General features: G+C 54.6%; 13 protein-coding genes and 1 other RNA gene. 4 read left to right on the top strand and 10 right to left on the bottom strand.

Translation table 11 applies throughout. From position 1 onward, the window contains the following. Positions 1 to 59 precede the first annotated feature (59 nt). The 8 genes from HV311_RS04180 to HV311_RS04145 all read right to left on the bottom strand — a co-directional run bounded on the left by HV311_RS04180 (position 60) and on the right by HV311_RS04145 (position 10,322). Positions 60 to 803 carry an SDR family oxidoreductase gene (locus HV311_RS04180; protein WP_191220747.1) on the bottom strand — a complete coding sequence of 248 codons (744 nt, stop codon included), beginning with the start codon at positions 801 to 803 and terminating at the stop codon, positions 60 to 62. Positions 804 to 864: 61 nt separating this feature from the next. Beyond that, positions 865 to 3,738, bottom strand: coding sequence for an aminomethyl-transferring glycine dehydrogenase (gcvP, locus tag HV311_RS04175; RefSeq protein WP_191220746.1), 2,874 nt, complete (start codon positions 3,736 to 3,738; stop codon positions 865 to 867). 176 nt (positions 3,739 to 3,914) lie between these two features. Then, positions 3,915 to 4,304 (bottom strand): glycine cleavage system protein GcvH, encoded by a 390-nt coding sequence (gcvH, locus tag HV311_RS04170; RefSeq protein WP_003026965.1) that lies wholly within the window; start codon positions 4,302 to 4,304, stop codon positions 3,915 to 3,917. A 25-nt stretch (positions 4,305 to 4,329) separates the two neighbouring features. Next, a complete protein-coding gene (gcvT, locus tag HV311_RS04165) occupies positions 4,330 to 5,424 on the bottom strand; it encodes a glycine cleavage system aminomethyltransferase GcvT (RefSeq protein ID WP_153646916.1) in 1,095 nt (364 codons plus the stop codon). Between the two features lie 452 nt (positions 5,425 to 5,876). Further along, the gene (ubiI, locus tag HV311_RS04160; RefSeq protein WP_191220745.1) at positions 5,877 to 7,079 is read right to left on the bottom strand and encodes an FAD-dependent 2-octaprenylphenol hydroxylase; all 1,203 of its coding nucleotides are present in this window, start codon (positions 7,077 to 7,079) and stop codon (positions 5,877 to 5,879) included. 139 nt (positions 7,080 to 7,218) lie between these two features. Then, positions 7,219 to 8,397 carry a 2-octaprenyl-6-methoxyphenyl hydroxylase gene (ubiH, locus tag HV311_RS04155; protein ID WP_016154358.1) on the bottom strand — a complete coding sequence of 393 codons (1,179 nt, stop codon included), beginning with the start codon at positions 8,395 to 8,397 and terminating at the stop codon, positions 7,219 to 7,221. Continuing rightward, on the bottom strand, positions 8,394 to 9,719 hold the full coding sequence (gene pepP / locus HV311_RS04150; protein ID WP_047499310.1) for a Xaa-Pro aminopeptidase: 1,326 nt from the start codon (positions 9,717 to 9,719) through the stop codon (positions 8,394 to 8,396). The genes ubiH and pepP overlap by 4 nt, the downstream gene beginning before the upstream one ends. Positions 9,720 to 9,743: 24 nt before the next feature. Then, on the bottom strand, positions 9,744 to 10,322 hold the full coding sequence (locus HV311_RS04145) for a YecA/YgfB family protein (protein WP_191220744.1): 579 nt from the start codon (positions 10,320 to 10,322) through the stop codon (positions 9,744 to 9,746). A 167-nt stretch (positions 10,323 to 10,489) separates the two neighbouring features. Here HV311_RS04145 and zapA point away from each other — a divergent pair, with 167 nt between their 5' ends. From zapA to HV311_RS04130, 3 genes are all read left to right on the top strand, one after another. Beyond that, the gene (gene zapA, locus HV311_RS04140) at positions 10,490 to 10,819 is read left to right on the top strand and encodes a cell division protein ZapA (protein ID WP_003026980.1); all 330 of its coding nucleotides are present in this window, start codon (positions 10,490 to 10,492) and stop codon (positions 10,817 to 10,819) included. A gap of 41 nt (positions 10,820 to 10,860) precedes the next feature. Continuing rightward, a non-coding RNA gene (ssrS, locus tag HV311_RS04135) (6S RNA) lies at positions 10,861 to 11,044 on the top strand. A gap of 19 nt (positions 11,045 to 11,063) precedes the next feature. Beyond that, positions 11,064 to 11,660 (top strand): 5-formyltetrahydrofolate cyclo-ligase, encoded by a 597-nt coding sequence (locus HV311_RS04130; protein ID WP_191220743.1) that lies wholly within the window; start codon positions 11,064 to 11,066, stop codon positions 11,658 to 11,660. A 381-nt stretch (positions 11,661 to 12,041) separates the two neighbouring features. Here HV311_RS04130 and serA read toward each other — a convergent pair whose 3' ends face one another. Together serA and rpiA are read right to left on the bottom strand one after the other, a co-directional pair. Then, on the bottom strand, positions 12,042 to 13,274 hold the full coding sequence (gene serA / locus HV311_RS04125) for a phosphoglycerate dehydrogenase (RefSeq protein ID WP_016154363.1): 1,233 nt from the start codon (positions 13,272 to 13,274) through the stop codon (positions 12,042 to 12,044). A 271-nt stretch (positions 13,275 to 13,545) separates the two neighbouring features. Then, positions 13,546 to 14,205 (bottom strand): ribose-5-phosphate isomerase RpiA, encoded by a 660-nt coding sequence (gene rpiA / locus HV311_RS04120; RefSeq protein ID WP_016154364.1) that lies wholly within the window; start codon positions 14,203 to 14,205, stop codon positions 13,546 to 13,548. Positions 14,206 to 14,375: 170 nt separating this feature from the next. On the opposite strand from rpiA, the gene argP reads away from it, so the two are divergent. Then, positions 14,376 to 15,269 (top strand): DNA-binding transcriptional regulator ArgP, encoded by an 894-nt coding sequence (gene argP, locus HV311_RS04115; RefSeq protein WP_003825477.1) that lies wholly within the window; start codon positions 14,376 to 14,378, stop codon positions 15,267 to 15,269. The last annotated feature ends 198 nt before the right edge of the window (positions 15,270 to 15,467 follow it).

The raw sequence follows: 15,467 nt of genomic DNA, 5'->3' as shown, positions 1-15,467 counted from the left end.
CGGGAACTGAACTTGTAGACCAGAGCAGACATTTACGCCGCCATCCGGCAAGCAACGCATTACTTCCCGCCGGCCAGCTCCAAAAAACTGCCCGTGACGTAAGACGCCTTCTCACTCAGCAGCCAGGTAATCGCCTGCGCGACCTCTTCCGGCTGTCCGCCGCGCTGCATAGGCAACATGGATTTCACGCGATCCACCCTTCCCGGCTCACCGCCTGACGCATGCATTTCCGTGTAGATAAGACCGGGTCGCACGCAGTTCACGCGTATCCCCTGCGCCGCAACCTCCAGCGCGAGGCCGGTGGTGAGCGTGTCCACCGCACCTTTTGAGGCTGCATAATCAACATATTCGAACGGGGCACCAAGCCGTGACGCCGCCGAAGAGACATTCACAATCGCCCCGCCCTGACCACCGTGCTTAAACGACATGCGTTTTATCGCTTCCCGACAGCACAGAAAATAGCCGGTAACATTAGTCGCCAGGACGCGATTAATGCGCTCAGCGGTTAGGCTTTCCACCGTGCTCTGTTCAAACAAAATCCCGGCATTGTTCACCAGCGCAGTCAGCGGCTCGCCTTCACGGTCAATGGACTCAAACATCGCCCCGACCTGGCTTTCATCGCTGATATCTGCCCGCAGAGCAAACGCCTTTCCCCCCGCAGCGGCGATATTGTTCACCACCTCCGTTGCCGCACGAATATTGTGATGAAAATTAACGGCGACCGTGTAACCCTCTTGCGCTAACTGCAGCGCGGTTGCCCGACCAATGCCGCGACTGCCCCCCGTAACCAGTGCTATAGCCATCACTATTCTCCCCAAAAATAAAGGCGCCGAAGCGCCTTTAAAACATAGTCGAATCAGCCGATTACTGATATTCGCTCATCGGCACGCAGGAGCAGAACAGATTGCGGTCACCGTAAACGTCATCCAGACGCTTCACGGTCGGCCAGTATTTGTTTGCCACCCCTGCCGGGAAGACGGCGATTTCGCGGCTGTAACCGTGATTCCACTCCGCGACCAGCTCATTTTGCGTGTGCGGGGAGTTAACCAGCGGGTTATCTGTAAGCGACCATTCACCGGCTTTCACGCGATCGATCTCTGCGCGGATTGCCAGCATCGCATTGATAAAGCGATCCAGTTCCACTTTGCTTTCCGATTCAGTCGGTTCCACCATCAGCGTACCCGCTACCGGGAACGACATGGTCGGCGCATGGAAACCGTAATCGATCAGACGCTTGGCAATATCCAGTTCGCTGATGCCGGTCTCTTCTTTCAGTGGGCGAATGTCGAGAATACATTCATGTGCCACTCGACCATCGCGACCGGTATACAGCACCGGATAGGCATCTTTCAGACGGCTGGCAATGTAGTTAGCGTTCAGGATCGCCACCAGGCTTGCCTGCTTCAGACCTTCTGCGCCCATCATACGGATGTACATCCAGCTGATCGGCAGAATGGATGCGCTACCGAACGGTGCCGCAGAAACCGCGCCCTGACGGGTGAGCATCCCTTCAATCTGTACTACGCTATGACCCGGCACGAACGGCGCCAGATGCGATTTAACACCGATTGGTCCCATACCTGGGCCGCCGCCGCCGTGCGGAATGCAGAATGTTTTATGCAGGTTAAGGTGTGAGACATCGGCACCGATAAAGCCCGGTGTGGTGATCCCAACCTGAGCATTCATGTTCGCGCCATCAAGATAAACCTGGCCGCCAAACTGGTGCACAACGTCGCACACTTCACGGATCGTTTCTTCATACACGCCATGAGTAGAGGGATAGGTCACCATGATGCAGGAGAGGTTTTCACCCGCCTGTGCCGCTTTTTCACGCAGATCGCCAAGATCGATGTTGCCGTTCTTATCACAGGCGACAACCACTACCTGCATACCCGCCATCTGTGCGGAGGCCGGGTTGGTACCGTGGGCAGAGGCCGGGATCAGACAGATATCGCGATGGCCTTCGTTACGGCTTTCGTGATAATGGCGAATCGCCAGCAGACCCGCATACTCGCCCTGCGCGCCGGAGTTCGGCTGCATGCAGACTGCGTCATAACCGGTCAGTTTTACCAGCCATTCGGAAAGCTGGCCGATCATCTGGTGATAACCTTCTGCCTGCTCTGGCGGGCAGAACGGATGCAGTTCAGCGAATTCCGGCCAAGTGATAGGGATCATCTCGGCGGCAGCGTTCAGCTTCATGGTGCAAGATCCCAGCGGGATCATTGCCTGGTTCAGGGCCAGATCTTTGCGCTCCAGCGAGTGCATGTAACGCATCATCTCGGTTTCGCTGTGATAGCGATTAAACACCGGATGGCTAAGGATCGCATCATCACGCAGCATGCTGTCCTGAATGGAACGGCTGTCGAGCGCCACGTCTTTGTCCAGCGTTTCGATGTTCAGACCGTGGCTGTCTCCCAGCAGAACATTGAACAACTGCACCACGTTTTCACGGGTGGTGGTTTCATCAAGCGTAATACCTACCGCGTTATGGATATCGCTACGCAGGTTGATTTCTGCCGCTTCAGCACGCGCCAGTACCGCAGCCTTATCGGCCACTTCAACACACAAAGTGTCAAAGTAGTGCACATGACGCAGCTTCAATCCTTTCTGTTGCAGACCGGCTGCCAGAATATCGGTCAGACGATGGATGCGATTAGCGATGCGTTTCAGGCCAACCGGGCCATGATAAACGGCATACAGGCTGGCGATGTTGGCCAGCAGAACCTGCGAGGTACAAATGTTGGAGTTCGCTTTCTCGCGGCGGATATGCTGTTCGCGAGTCTGCATCGCCATGCGCAGGGCGGTATTACCCGCTGCATCTTTGGAGACGCCGATAATACGGCCTGGCATGGAGCGTTTGAATTCGTCTTTAGCGGCAAAGAATGCCGCGTGCGGGCCGCCGTAGCCCATCGGTACGCCGAAGCGTTGCGCAGAGCCGAAAACGATATCCGCGCCCTGTTTGCCCGGTGCAGTCAGCAGTACCAGCGCCATAAAGTCGGCAGCGACGCTGACCACTATTTTACGGGATTTCAGCTCAGCCATCAGGGCGCTGTAGTCGTGCACTTCACCGGTGGTGCCAACCTGCTGCAACAGCACGCCGAACACATCCTGATGATCCAATGCTTTTGCCGCGTCATCAACAATGACGTCAAAACCAAAAGTTTGCGCACGAGTACGCACTACGTCCAGCGTTTGCGGATGAACATCAGCCGCCACAAAGAAACGGTTAGCGTTTTTCAGTTTGCTGACGCGTTTGGCCATCGCCATGGCTTCAGCTGCAGCAGTAGCTTCATCCAGCAGAGAAGCGGAAGCCATGTCCAGGCCGGTCAGGTCCAGCGTCACCTGCTGGAAGTTCAGCAGTGCTTCCAGACGGCCCTGGGAGACTTCCGGTTGATACGGGGTGTAGGCGGTGTACCAACCCGGGTTTTCCAGCATGTTACGCAGGATAACCGGTGGCAGCTGCACGGCGGTGTAGCCCATGCCAATGTAGGACGTGAAGCGCTTGTTACGCCCGGCGATGGCTTTTAATTCAGCCAGCGCAGCGTATTCGGTCGCCGCCTCGCCCACCTGTGGCGGGGTTGCGAGCTGAATGTCTTTCGGCACAATCTGGCCGATCAGCGCGTTTAACGACTCGGCGCCAACCGCATTCAGCATCTCTTGCTGCTGCGCGGCGTCCGGTCCGATGTGGCGTTCAATGAAAGCGCCGCTATTTTCAAGCTGGCTTAACGTCTGTGTCATGGGCGATGGTTCCTGAAACGTGCAGTGAATCGTAGGTGTCTCTACTAACCTGAATACGCAAAAAATTCGCGTTGCAGGAAGGCGGCGACGCAGCACATCCCCAGGAGCTTACATCAGTAAGTAACTGAGGTGTGCAAGAAAGCCAACACACCTGCAACGTGAAGAATGAAGCGTATTTATTCGTCTTCTAACAAAGCTTCATATGCAGTCGCATCCAGCAACGATTCAATTTCGCTTTCATCGCTGGCTTTGATTTTGAAGATCCAGCCCCCTGCATACGGCTCGCTGTTGACCAGTTCCGGGGAGTCGCTGAGCGCGTCGTTAACCGCAACAATCTCACCGCCTACTGGCGCATAAATATCGGATGCCGCTTTTACGGATTCCGCAACGGCGCAGTCATCGCCCGCGCTGACGGTTGCGCCAACTTCGGGCAGGTCAACGAAAACCATGTCACCTAACAGCTCCTGAGCATGTTCGGTGATCCCAACGGTGTAAGAGCCGTCAGCTTCTTTGCGCAGCCATTCGTGTTCTTTGCTGTATTTCAGTTCTGCAGGTACGTTGCTCATCAATCAATCTCCAAAAAAGGATGAATTACGCGACGGCTTTGCCGTTACGCACAAAAACAGGTTTAGTCACTTTTACCGGCATTTCGCGGTTACGGATCTGTACGATCGCATTCTCACCAATACCCGCAGGGACACGCGCCAGCGCGATGCTGTAACCCAGGGTTGGGGAGAATGTCCCGCTGGTGATAATGCCTTCCTGCTGATTGCCGGAAGCATCGGTGAAACGCACCGGCAGTTCATTACGCAGTACGCCTTTCTCGGTCATCACCAGTCCAACCAACTGTTCGTGGCCTTTTTCACGCTGCATTTCCAGCGCTTCCCGACCGATAAAGTCGCGGTCAGTCGGTTCCCACGCGATGGTCCAGCCCATGTTGGCCGCCAGCGGAGAAATGGCTTCGTCCATCTCCTGACCGTACAGGTTCATGCCGGCTTCCAGACGCAGCGTGTCGCGCGCGCCAAGACCGCAAGGTTTGACACCTGCTTGTACCAGCGCACGCCAGAAGTCTGCCGCCTTTTCACTCGGCATGGCAATTTCATAGCCTGCTTCGCCGGTATAACCGGTGGTTGCGATAAACAAATCACCCGCCTGAACGCCGAAGAACGGCTTCATGCCTTCTACCGCCTGACGCTGCTCGTCAGTAAACAATGTGGCTGCTTTTGCCTGCGCGTTTGGGCCCTGCACCGCAATCAGCGACAGATCGTCTCGAACGGTGATGTCGATGGCGTAAGGTTCAGCGTGTTGGGTAATCCAGGAGAGGTCTTTTTCGCGGGTGGCGGAGTTTACAACGAGGCGGAAGAAATCTTCAGTGAAGTAGTAGACAATCAGGTCATCTATCACGCCGCCCGAAGCGTTGAGCATACCGGAGTAGAGGGCTTTACCCGTCTTCGTTAGCTTCGCGACGTCGTTTGCCAGCAGATAACGCAAGAACTCCCGGGTGCGGCTACCGCGCAGGTCGACGATGGTCATATGTGACACATCAAACATTCCGGCATCGGTGCGAACAGCATGGTGTTCATCAAGCTGAGAACCGTAATGCAGTGGCATCATCCAGCCATGGAAATCTACCATGCGCGCGCCACATAGCGTGTGTTGTTCGTACAAAGGAGTCTGTTGAGCCATCTTTTCCTCGTTGAATAAGCGGGGCTACCAACTCTTTCGCGGTGAAATTTTCGCCACGAAACCCAGCACCGCAGCCGCTCCAGGGGCCACGACGCAAACGTTCTCTTTGTCCTGAACTTACCACCGAAACAGACGCTAAACCATAAGGCAAAATTAACCATCACATTAGCTTATGGCCAAAAACAGCAAAATCACCGGCAGAACAAAACCCCATCCATACGGCAAATAATCAGAATAAAAAATAAATACAAGCTGGAATTAACAGCACCAACCAACATTAAATGTGGAAAAATTGTCAAAAATGGCGTTATGAAAAAAACGTAATATTAAAAAAACTAATGCGAAAAAAGGCGTGGAATTAGATTATTTCAAATGAGAGAAGCACCCCGGCGCGCAGGCCGGGAGTGGAAAGTGTGACGGGTCTCAAACTCTTAAGATTGTCCTTACGGACGCTAGCGTAACCACTCAGGAAGATCGTTCAGTCCCATCGCCTGGCGGATGAGCTGTGGTTTTACGCCTGGCAGGGTATCGGCCAGTTTCAGACCAATATCACGCAGCAGTTTTTTCGCCGGATTCTCGCCTGCAAACAGTTCACGAAAGCCCTGCATACCGGCCAGCATCATCGCTGCGCTGTGCTTACGGCTGCGCTCGTAGCGGCGCAAATAGAGATACTGACCAATATCTTTGCCCTGACGCTGGAGCCGCTTCAGCTCATCGATCAGCTCCGCCGCATCCATAAAGCCAAGGTTAACCCCCTGACCCGCCAGCGGGTGGATGGTATGCGCCGCATCCCCCACCAGCGCCAGACGATGAGCAGCGAACTGACGGGCATAGCGTCCCGTCAGCGGAAACGCCTGACGCTCGCTTTCAAGGCTGCACAGCCCCAGGCGATTATCAAAAGCGATATTCAGCGCCTGATTAAACTCGTCAACGCTTGCCTGCTGCATGCGTTCTGCTTCCTGCGGCGAAAGCGACCAGACGATAGAGCACAGGTGCGGGTCACTGAGCGGCAGGAACGCCAGGATCCCCTCACCGTGAAACGCCTGCCGCGCAACCGCGCCGTGAGCTTCCTGCGTACGGATAGTCGCCACCAGCGCATGATGACGGTAATCCCAGAAAGTGAGCGGAATATCCGCTTTGTTGCGCAGCCAGGAGTTAGCGCCATCGGCGCCGACCACCAGGCGAGCGGTCAGCATTGCGCCATCTTTCAGGGACAGAAATGCCTCATTCTCACCCCAGGCTACCTGCTGTAACTCAGCGGGCGCCATCAGCGTAATATCCGCTGAACGCTGCGCTTTTTGCCAGAGTGCGTAATGGATCTCTGAGTTTTCAACGATGTGGCCTAAATGGCTGTAGCCCATGCTCTGGTCATCAAACGCAATACGCCCAAAGCTGTCTTTGTCCCAGACTTCCATGCCGTGGTAGCAACAAGCGCGACGGGCAACAATGTCGGACCAGACGCCCAGTCGGCTAAGCAGTTTTTCACTGGCGGCATTAATGGCCGATACGCGAAGCTGAGGAGGTGCATCCGCCGCCAAAGGCGGCGGAACATGTTGTTCTAACACTGCAACGCGCAACCCGCTGCCCTGCAAGCCGCAGGCAACCGCCAGTCCCACCATGCCGCCACCAACAATTGCTACATCAACACTTTGCACTGTTTGCTCCTGAAAATAGGACAATCAAAAACCGTAGGCCGGATAAGGAAAAGCCGCCATCCGGCATTACTTCCGCGACATTGCCTGATGGCGCTGCGCTAATCAGGCCTGCTTTTTTAATTCGGCCTACAGGTTATATCTATCGCGCAACCCAACCGAGGGTCCGCTCCGCCAGCGCATCGCGCGCAGGCGTGAATAATTCCATCGCCATCAGCCCGACATTACGCCCAACGACCAGCGGGGCCCAGCGATTGGCAAACAAATACACCAAATTGTTGGTCACACCAATCGTCGTTTCGCGATCGCGTTCGCGGCGCTGCTGATAGCGTGCCAGCACCGCATAATCACCGATATCTTCCGCGCAGTTTTGCGCCTGCGTCAACGTCTCAGCCAGGCTCATCACGTCGCGCAGACCAAGGTTGAAACCTTGTCCGGCAATGGGATGCAGCGTCTGTGCTGCGTTCCCCACCAGCACAGTACGATGGGTAATGGCTTTTTGCGCCGAGGTTAATGAAAGCGGATAGGCGTTGCGTTTACCGGCCTGGGTAATACGCCCCAACCGCCAGCCAAACGCAGTTTGCAGTTCGCGGCAAAATTGTTCGTCGGACCAGGCCATAATCTCATCACGCCGCTCCAGCGGATGGCACCACACCAGCGAGCAGCGACCATCAGACATCGGTAGCATTGCCAGCGGACCATATTGTGTGAAACGTTCAAACGCTCGCCCGTCATGCGCAACGGAGGTCGTGACGTTGGCAATCACCGCCAGTTGTTCATAGGGTTGTTGCTGCCAGTCAACGCCGCAGGCGGTAGCCAGCGCGGAGCGCGTGCCATCGGCGGCCACCAACAGGCGACCATTGATCATCTCGCCATTTTCCAGCGTAACCTCAACGCGTTCCTGCGTGCGTGACACGCTGGCTACACGGTCGGGGCAGTGCAGCGTGATGCCCGGCGCTTTACGCAACAGCGCAAACAAACGCAGCCCGACATCGTGCAGTTCTACCACCTGGCCCAGCGCCGGAATACGGTATTCCTGCGCATCCAGCGTCACAAATCCGGCATGGCCGCGATCGCTGACGTGAACCGTTTTGATCGCCGTTGCGCAATCGGCAATCGCCTGCCATACGCCAATTCGCGCCAGCTGTTGGCAGGTCCCTGCCGCCAGCGCGATCGCCCGGGCGTCAAACCCTGGATGGCGGTCAGTTTCAGGTTCGCTCGCTTCTATCAGGTGAACAGGCAAAGTCCCGTGGCTGAGCTGAGAAATGGCCAGCGCCAGCGTCGCACCGACCATACCACCGCCAACGATAATCACGCTCATTGCAGTCGCGCCGCAGCCATTAAGGCTTCAATGTCATCCGCTTTCTTCACCACGCTGGCGGTCAGGTTCTCATTGCCGTCCTCGGTGATGAGGATGTCATCTTCAATACGAATGCCGATACCACGATAAGCAGGCGGCACATCGGCGTCCGGCGCGATATACAGCCCCGGTTCGACGGTGAGCACCATTCCTGGCTCGAGAATACGTGAGCGGTCCTGACCATAAACGCCAACGTCGTGCACATCCAGTCCCAGCCAATGGCTAAGACCATGCATAAAGAATGGGCGATGCGCATTTTCGGTAATCAGTTGGTCGATCTCGCCGTGCAAAATGCCAAGCCTCACCAGACCCGTAATCATGATGCGCACCACTTCGCCGGTGACTTCCTGGATGGACGTCCCCGGGCGATACAGGCGCAGGCTGGTCTCTAATGACTCCAGTACGATGTCGTAGATTTCACGCTGAGCAGGGGAAAATTTGCCGTTTACCGGGAAGGTACGTGTAATGTCGCCCGCATAACCTTTGTATTCACACCCGGCGTCAATTAACACCAGATCGCCATCGCGCATTTCACTTTCATTTTCGGTGTAATGGAGAATACAGCCGTTTTCGCCGCTGCCGACAATCGTGTTATAGGATGGGTAACGCGCGCCATGGCGAGTAAACTCGTGGTGAATCTCCCCTTCCAACTGGTATTCAAACATTCCCGGACGGCATTTTTCCATCGCGCGGGTATGCGCCAGCGCACTGATCTCTCCGGCACGACGCATGACCGCAATTTCTTCTGGTGATTTGAACAGGCGCATTTCATGGACCATTGGACGCCAGTCGATGATCGCGGCGGGTGCGTGCAGATTTTGTCTGGAGCCTTTACGCAGTTTATCCAACGCCGTGCACACAATCTCATCTGCCCAGGCATATTCGCCCTGCGCGTGGTACACCGCGTCCAGGCCATTGAGCAACAGGTGCAGCTGTTGGTTGATTTCACTGAAGGCCAGCGCCCGGTCAACGCCGAGTTTTGCCGGTGCGGCATCCTGGCCCAGACGGCGGCCAAACCAGATCTCCGCCGTCAGATCGCGAACTCGATTAAACAAAACGCTGTGGTTATGAGTGTCATCACTTTTAATCAGCACCAGCACGGCTTCCGGTTCGTTAAAACCGGTGAAGTACCAGAAATCACTGCTTTGGCGGTACGGGTATTCACTGTCCGCGCTGCGCGTCGCTTCAGGCGCGGCAAAAATCAGCGCGGCGCTGCCGGGCTGCATTTGTGCCAGTAAAGCCTGGCGACGACGCTGGAATTCTTGCTGAGATATCTCGCTCATCACACTCTCCTTTGCGTTTCGTTCTTAGTGCAGAGTCGGTTTACGGATTTCCGGCGCGGTCGGCTGCTGACGCGTAAACGTGTCATGACACAGCAAGGCGGCTACGCGCACGTATTCGATAATCTCTTCGAGCGACATTTCCAGCTCTTCCTGATCTTCGTCTTCGTCATATCCCAACTGAGCGATATTGCGCAGGTCGTCAATCGCTTCACCGGTTTCACCGGTCACTTTGTCGAGCTTTGGCTGCGTAACGCCAAGGCCCAGCAAAAAGTGGTTTACCCACCCCGCCAGCGCATCAGCACGATCAAACACGCTAACGTCGTCGCCTTCAGGCAGAAAAAGCTGAAAAAGGAAACCGTCGTCCTCGAGGGCATCGCTGGTGGCAGAGTGCATTTTCATCAGTGCCTGAGCCAGCTCGTGACCGAAGGCCAGACCTTCGTTCGTCAGGTCGTGCAGCAGCGGCTGCCATGAGCTGTCGTTGTTGCCGCCGCAAATCATCCCGCTGATCAAGCCGTGCATTTCGGCCGGGGTTAATCCAGCCCCTTGTTGGTTCAAAAACTGGCTAACGTCGTTGTAGCCAGGCATTTCGTTCTGTATAGACATAAGCATTCGTCATCAAAGGGAGGAATATTCATGGTATGCTACCACTTTGGGCCCTGGTGGACCAGAAAAGGGCTTGTATCTTGATACCAGGGTAGCTATAGTGTCGCCCCTTCGCGGACCCAAGGTCTGGAGACGAAGGCAGCGCAGTCAATCAGCAGGAAGGTGGCATGTCTGCACAACCCGTCGATATCCAAATATTTGGCCGTTCACTGCGAGTGAATTGCCCGCCTGAACAAAGGGATGCGTTGAATCAGGCTGCGGACGATCTCAATCAGCGATTGCAAGATCTGAAAGTTCGCACTAGAGTCACAAATACTGAGCAGTTGGTTTTCATCGCCGCGTTGAACATCAGCTATGAATTAACTCAGGAAAAAGCGAAGACGCGTGAGTACGCGGCGAGCATGGAACAACGTATTCGGATGCTACAACAGACCATCGAACAAGCGTTGCTTGATCAGGGTCGCATAACCGAAAAAACGGGCCAAAACTTTGAATAACACTTTTCGGTTTACTGTGGTAGAGTGACCGTGAAGACAAAATTTCTCTGAGATGTTTGCAAGCGGGCCAGTCCCCTGAGCCGATATTTCATACCACAAGAATGTGGCGCTCCATGGTTGGTGAGCATGCTCGGCCCGTCCGAGAAGCCTTAAAACTGTGACGACGCATTCACCTTGAACCAAGGGTTCAAGGGTTACAGCCTGCGGCGGCATCTCGGAGATTCCCTTCTACCTGGCAACAGCCATGACACTACTTTCTGAACTCCCTTTATCCCGGCAAGAAATTCGTCAACTGATTCGACAGCGTCGTCGCGCGCTGACCTCTGAACAGCAACGACAATACGGTCAGCAAGCCGCGACCCGAATGCTCAGTTTTCCCCCTGTTATACTCGCGCATACTGTGGCGGTATTTCTCTCGTTCGATGGCGAACTCGATACCCAGCCGCTGATAGATCAGCTGTGGCGAGCGGGCAAGCGCGTTTACCTTCCGGTTCTTCATCCCTTCAGTCCCGGTAATTTACTGTTCCTGCACTATCATCCGCGCAGCGACCTGGTGACCAATCGCTTAAAGATCCAGGAACCACGGCTTGATGTACGTGACGTATTGCCGCTGTCAAAGCTGGACGTACTGATTACGCCGTTAGTGGCATTTGATGAGGACGGGCAACGCCTGGGCATGGGCGGTGGATTTTACGACCGCACGCTACAAAACTGGCAGCAGCATAAGATCCAACCCGTGGGCTACGCGCATGACTGCCAGTTAGTAGAAAAATTGCCGGTTGAAGAGTGGGATATCCCGCTGCCAGCGGTGGTGACGCCGTCCAAAATCTGGGAGTGGTAGCCGTTTTTTGCCGATTGACAGCGCCGTTTTTTTGACCTAAATTCCTCGGTGAAGGGTGAGGGAGGCGAACCTCCCTCCTGCGTACTCTCTGTTAATATGCTGGCCAAGCGATGATTAACAGGATCAGCAGCATGATGACGTATCTCATCATCGTCCCTTTCCTTTTTAGAGCCCCTGCTTCGGTAGGGGCTTTCCCGTTTCAGCGCTATGCTGCGCCCCTATCGTAAATTCCTTTTATTGCTGTACAACACGCAACGCTGCCTTTAGTTGCCAACTGCGGCAAAGCTCGAAAACAGAATGTATGCGTTACAGAAAGAGATTTTGAGGCAGGGAAATCAGAGGAAAGATGGGCAGGTCAACCGCCTGCCCATGTAGAGGAAATCAGTACAGCAGACGAGCGCGAATGGTTCCCGGAAGGGCTTTCATCGCCAGCAGCGCTTTCTCCGCCACATCTTCATCCGCTTCAATATCGATAACCACATAACCTACCTGCGCGGAAGTTTGCAGATACTGCGCGGCAATGTTGACGCCCTGCTCGGCAAAAATCTGGTTCAGTGCCGTCAGTACGCCCGGACGGTTTTCGTGAATGTGCATCAGACGACGACCACCGTGCAGCGGCAGCGAAACTTCCGGGAAGTTTACCGCAGACAGCGTAGACCCGTTGTCGGAATACTTGGTCAGTTTCCCAGCTACTTCCAGACCGATGTTTTCCTGCGCTTCCAGCGTTGAACCACCAATGTGCGGCGTCAGGATCACGTTATCGAAATCACACAGCGGCGAAGTGAAAGGATCGCTGTTAGTTGCCGGTTCGGTTGGGAATACGTCGATTGCAGCCCCCGCCAGATGTTTAGTCGCTAACGCGTCGCACAACGCAGGAATATCAACAACCGTACCGCGTGCGGCGTTAATCAGCAGCGCACCCGGTTTCATCAGCGAAATCTCACGCGCGCCCATCAGGTTTTTGGTGGAGGCATTTTCCGGCACGTGCAGACTCACCACGTCACTCATATTGAGCAGGTCGGAAAGATGCTGTACCTGCGTGGCATTGCCAAGCGGGAGTTTATTTTCAATATCATAGAAAAAGACATGCATCCCGAGCGATTCCGCCAGAATGCCCAACTGAGTACCAATGTGGCCGTAGCCGATGATCCCCAGTTTTTTACCACGCGCTTCAAAAGAGCCGGTAGCCAGTTTATTCCACACGCCGCGGTGCGCTTTGGCGTTCGCTTCGGGTACGCCACGTAGCAGTAGCAGCAGTTCGCCAATCACCAGCTCAGCAACGGAACGCGTGTTAGAGAATGGTGCGTTAAACACAGGGATCCCGCGCTTTGCCGCTGCACTTAGATCAACCTGGTTGGTGCCAATGCAGAAGCAGCCAATCGCGACCAGTTTCTCTGCGGCGTCAATCACATCTTCAGTCAGATGGGTACGGGATCGCAGGCCAATGAAGTGGGCATCACGGATGGACTCTTTCAGTTGTTCAGTGTCCAAAGCACCTTTGTGAAACTCGATGTTGGTATAACCTGCTGCACGAAGGCTTTCGAGTGCTTTTTGGTGCACGCCTTCAACCAGCAGAAATTTAATCTTATCTTTCTCCAGTGATACCTTTGCCATTTCCCCGACCCTGTCTTTTTTTGTTCAAACTGATGTGTTGTGTGTGGGATTTTCATCCGTCTCTTCAACATATCAAAAAATAATATTGCGGCAATATGAACGTTTGCGTCGCCGTGCTGAAGAAATGTCATTCAACGGGAAATGTCAGAGGAAAATACTGGGGATAACTTTTTCTTTGGAGAGATCGGCAGGACAATATTATAAACGTGACACAAGTCACCAAATTTGCCCTGCCAAAATTTTTTTAACGGGAGAAGACGCTCCCGTCAGATCATTTTACGATAGTTTTCACGCCGTCAGGAGTACCGATCAGCGCGACATCCGCACCACGGTTGGCAAACAGGCCGACGGTTACCACACCTGGAATCGCATTGATGGCATTCTCCAGCGCGATGGCGTCGAGGATCTCCAGACCGTGCACATCGAGGATCACGTTGCCGTTGTCCGTCACGACGCCCTGACGATATTCAGGACGACCGCCTAGCTTCACCAACTGGCGAGCCACAGCGCTGCGCGCCATTGGGATCACTTCGACCGGCAGCGGGAAGTTACCGAGAATATCGACTTCTTTAGACGCATCCGCGATGCAGATAAATTTCTTCGCCACGGAAGCAATGATTTTTTCACGGGTCAACGCTGCGCCGCCGCCCTTGATCATCTGCATGTGACCGTTGATTTCATCCGCGCCGTCAACGTATACGCCGAGGCTGTCCACTTCGTTAAGATCGAACACGTGGATGCCAAGGCTTTTGAGTTTTTCAGTCGATGCGTCCGAACTGGATACCGCACCTTCAATCTGACCTTTCATTGTGCCCAGCGCATCAATAAAGTGTGCGGCTGTTGAACCTGTACCTACGCCCACAATGGTGCCGGGCTGTACATACTGAAGTGCCGCCCATCCTACTGCTTTTTTCAGTTCATCCTGCGTCATGATCGTTTCGCCTGTGGTGTGAATATGGTGGGAAAATTCACGCGCATTATAGAACATTGTGCAGAAAAATGTCCCCACACCCGCTCGCAAGCGGCGGATTTCGTCTTTACCCAATCAAAAATTGTGTCATAGTGCAGAACAAGCAAAAATTTCAGGAGTGCGTCAAAGCAATGAAACGTCCGGACTACAGAACACTACAAGCACTGGATGCGGTTATTCGTGAACGAGGATTTGAGCGCGCGGCGCAAAAGCTGTGCATCACGCAATCCGCGGTTTCACAGCGCATAAAACAGCTTGAGAATATGTTCGGACAACCGCTGCTGGTGCGCACCGTACCGCCGCGCCCAACGGAACAGGGACAGAAACTACTGGCGCTTCTGCGCCAGGTTGAACTGCTGGAAGACGAGTGGCTGGGCGATGAACAAACCGGCTCGACGCCGCTTCTGCTTTCGCTGGCGGTGAACGCCGACAGTCTGGCGACCTGGTTACTTCCGGCGCTGGCCCCGGTACTGGCTAATTCACCGATTCGACTGAACCTGCAGGTTGAAGATGAAACCCGAACCCAGGAACGTCTGCGTCGGGGTGAAGTAGTCGGCGCGGTGAGTATTCAACATCAGGCGCTGCCAAGCTGTCTGGTGGATAAATTGGGCGCGTTGGACTACCTGTTTGTTGGCTCTAAACCTTTCGCCGAGCGTTATTTCCCAAACGGCGTCACCCGTTCCGCCCTGCTGAAAGCCCCGGCGGTCGCGTTTGACCATCTTGATGATATGCACCAGGCGTTCCTGCAACAAAACTTCGACCTGCCGCCGGGCAGCGTACCGTGCCATATCGTTAACTCGTCTGAAGCCTTCGTCCAGTTAGCCCGTCAGGGAACAACCTGCTGCATGATCCCACACTTACAGATTGAGAAAGAGCTGGAAAGCGGTGAGCTTATCGACTTAACGCCAGGCCTGTTCCAGCGTCGGATGCTATACTGGCACCGCTTTGCGCCAGAAAGCCGCATGATGCGCAACGTCACCGACGCGCTGCTGGCCTATGGCCACAACGTACTGCGTCAGGATTAATTCCTCGAACAGAGGCCGGATAGCGGCGTAACGCTTTATCCGGCCTACAAGCCTTTCCCCTCATTTCATGCTATTCCCGCCACGTCTTTGAAATAAATCACAAAATAAAACACGCCACACGGCAAAAAACGACGTCCTGTTGGCTATTTTTTGCTGGCGACAAGCCAAATGAAAAAGCACACCGTATTCGCAAAGATT

Origin of the sequence: Citrobacter sp. RHBSTW-00881, from assembly GCF_013728515.1 — a bacterium.
Taxonomy (GTDB): Bacteria; Pseudomonadota; Gammaproteobacteria; order Enterobacterales; family Enterobacteriaceae; genus Citrobacter; species Citrobacter braakii.
This window is presented reverse-complemented; position numbering and strand designations above follow the sequence as displayed.

Coding starts and splice junctions, on each gene's coding strand:
- HV311_RS04180 (WP_191220747.1), bottom strand. CDS start 803: ATGGCTATAGCACTGGTTACGGGGGGCAGTCGCGGCATTGGTCGGGCA.
- gcvP (WP_191220746.1), bottom strand. CDS start 3,738: ATGACACAGACGTTAAGCCAGCTTGAAAATAGCGGCGCTTTCATTGAA.
- gcvH (WP_003026965.1), bottom strand. CDS start 4,304: ATGAGCAACGTACCTGCAGAACTGAAATACAGCAAAGAACACGAATGG.
- gcvT (WP_153646916.1), bottom strand. CDS start 5,424: ATGGCTCAACAGACTCCTTTGTACGAACAACACACGCTATGTGGCGCG.
- ubiH (WP_016154358.1), bottom strand. CDS start 8,397: ATGAGCGTGATTATCGTTGGCGGTGGTATGGTCGGTGCGACGCTGGCG.
- pepP (WP_047499310.1), bottom strand. CDS start 9,719: ATGAGCGAGATATCTCAGCAAGAATTCCAGCGTCGTCGCCAGGCTTTA.
- HV311_RS04145 (WP_191220744.1), bottom strand. CDS start 10,322: ATGTCTATACAGAACGAAATGCCTGGCTACAACGACGTTAGCCAGTTT.
- zapA (WP_003026980.1), top strand. CDS start 10,490: ATGTCTGCACAACCCGTCGATATCCAAATATTTGGCCGTTCACTGCGA.
- HV311_RS04130 (WP_191220743.1), top strand. CDS start 11,064: ATGACACTACTTTCTGAACTCCCTTTATCCCGGCAAGAAATTCGTCAA.
- serA (WP_016154363.1), bottom strand. CDS start 13,274: ATGGCAAAGGTATCACTGGAGAAAGATAAGATTAAATTTCTGCTGGTT.
- rpiA (WP_016154364.1), bottom strand. CDS start 14,205: ATGACGCAGGATGAACTGAAAAAAGCAGTAGGATGGGCGGCACTTCAG.
- argP (WP_003825477.1), top strand. CDS start 14,376: ATGAAACGTCCGGACTACAGAACACTACAAGCACTGGATGCGGTTATT.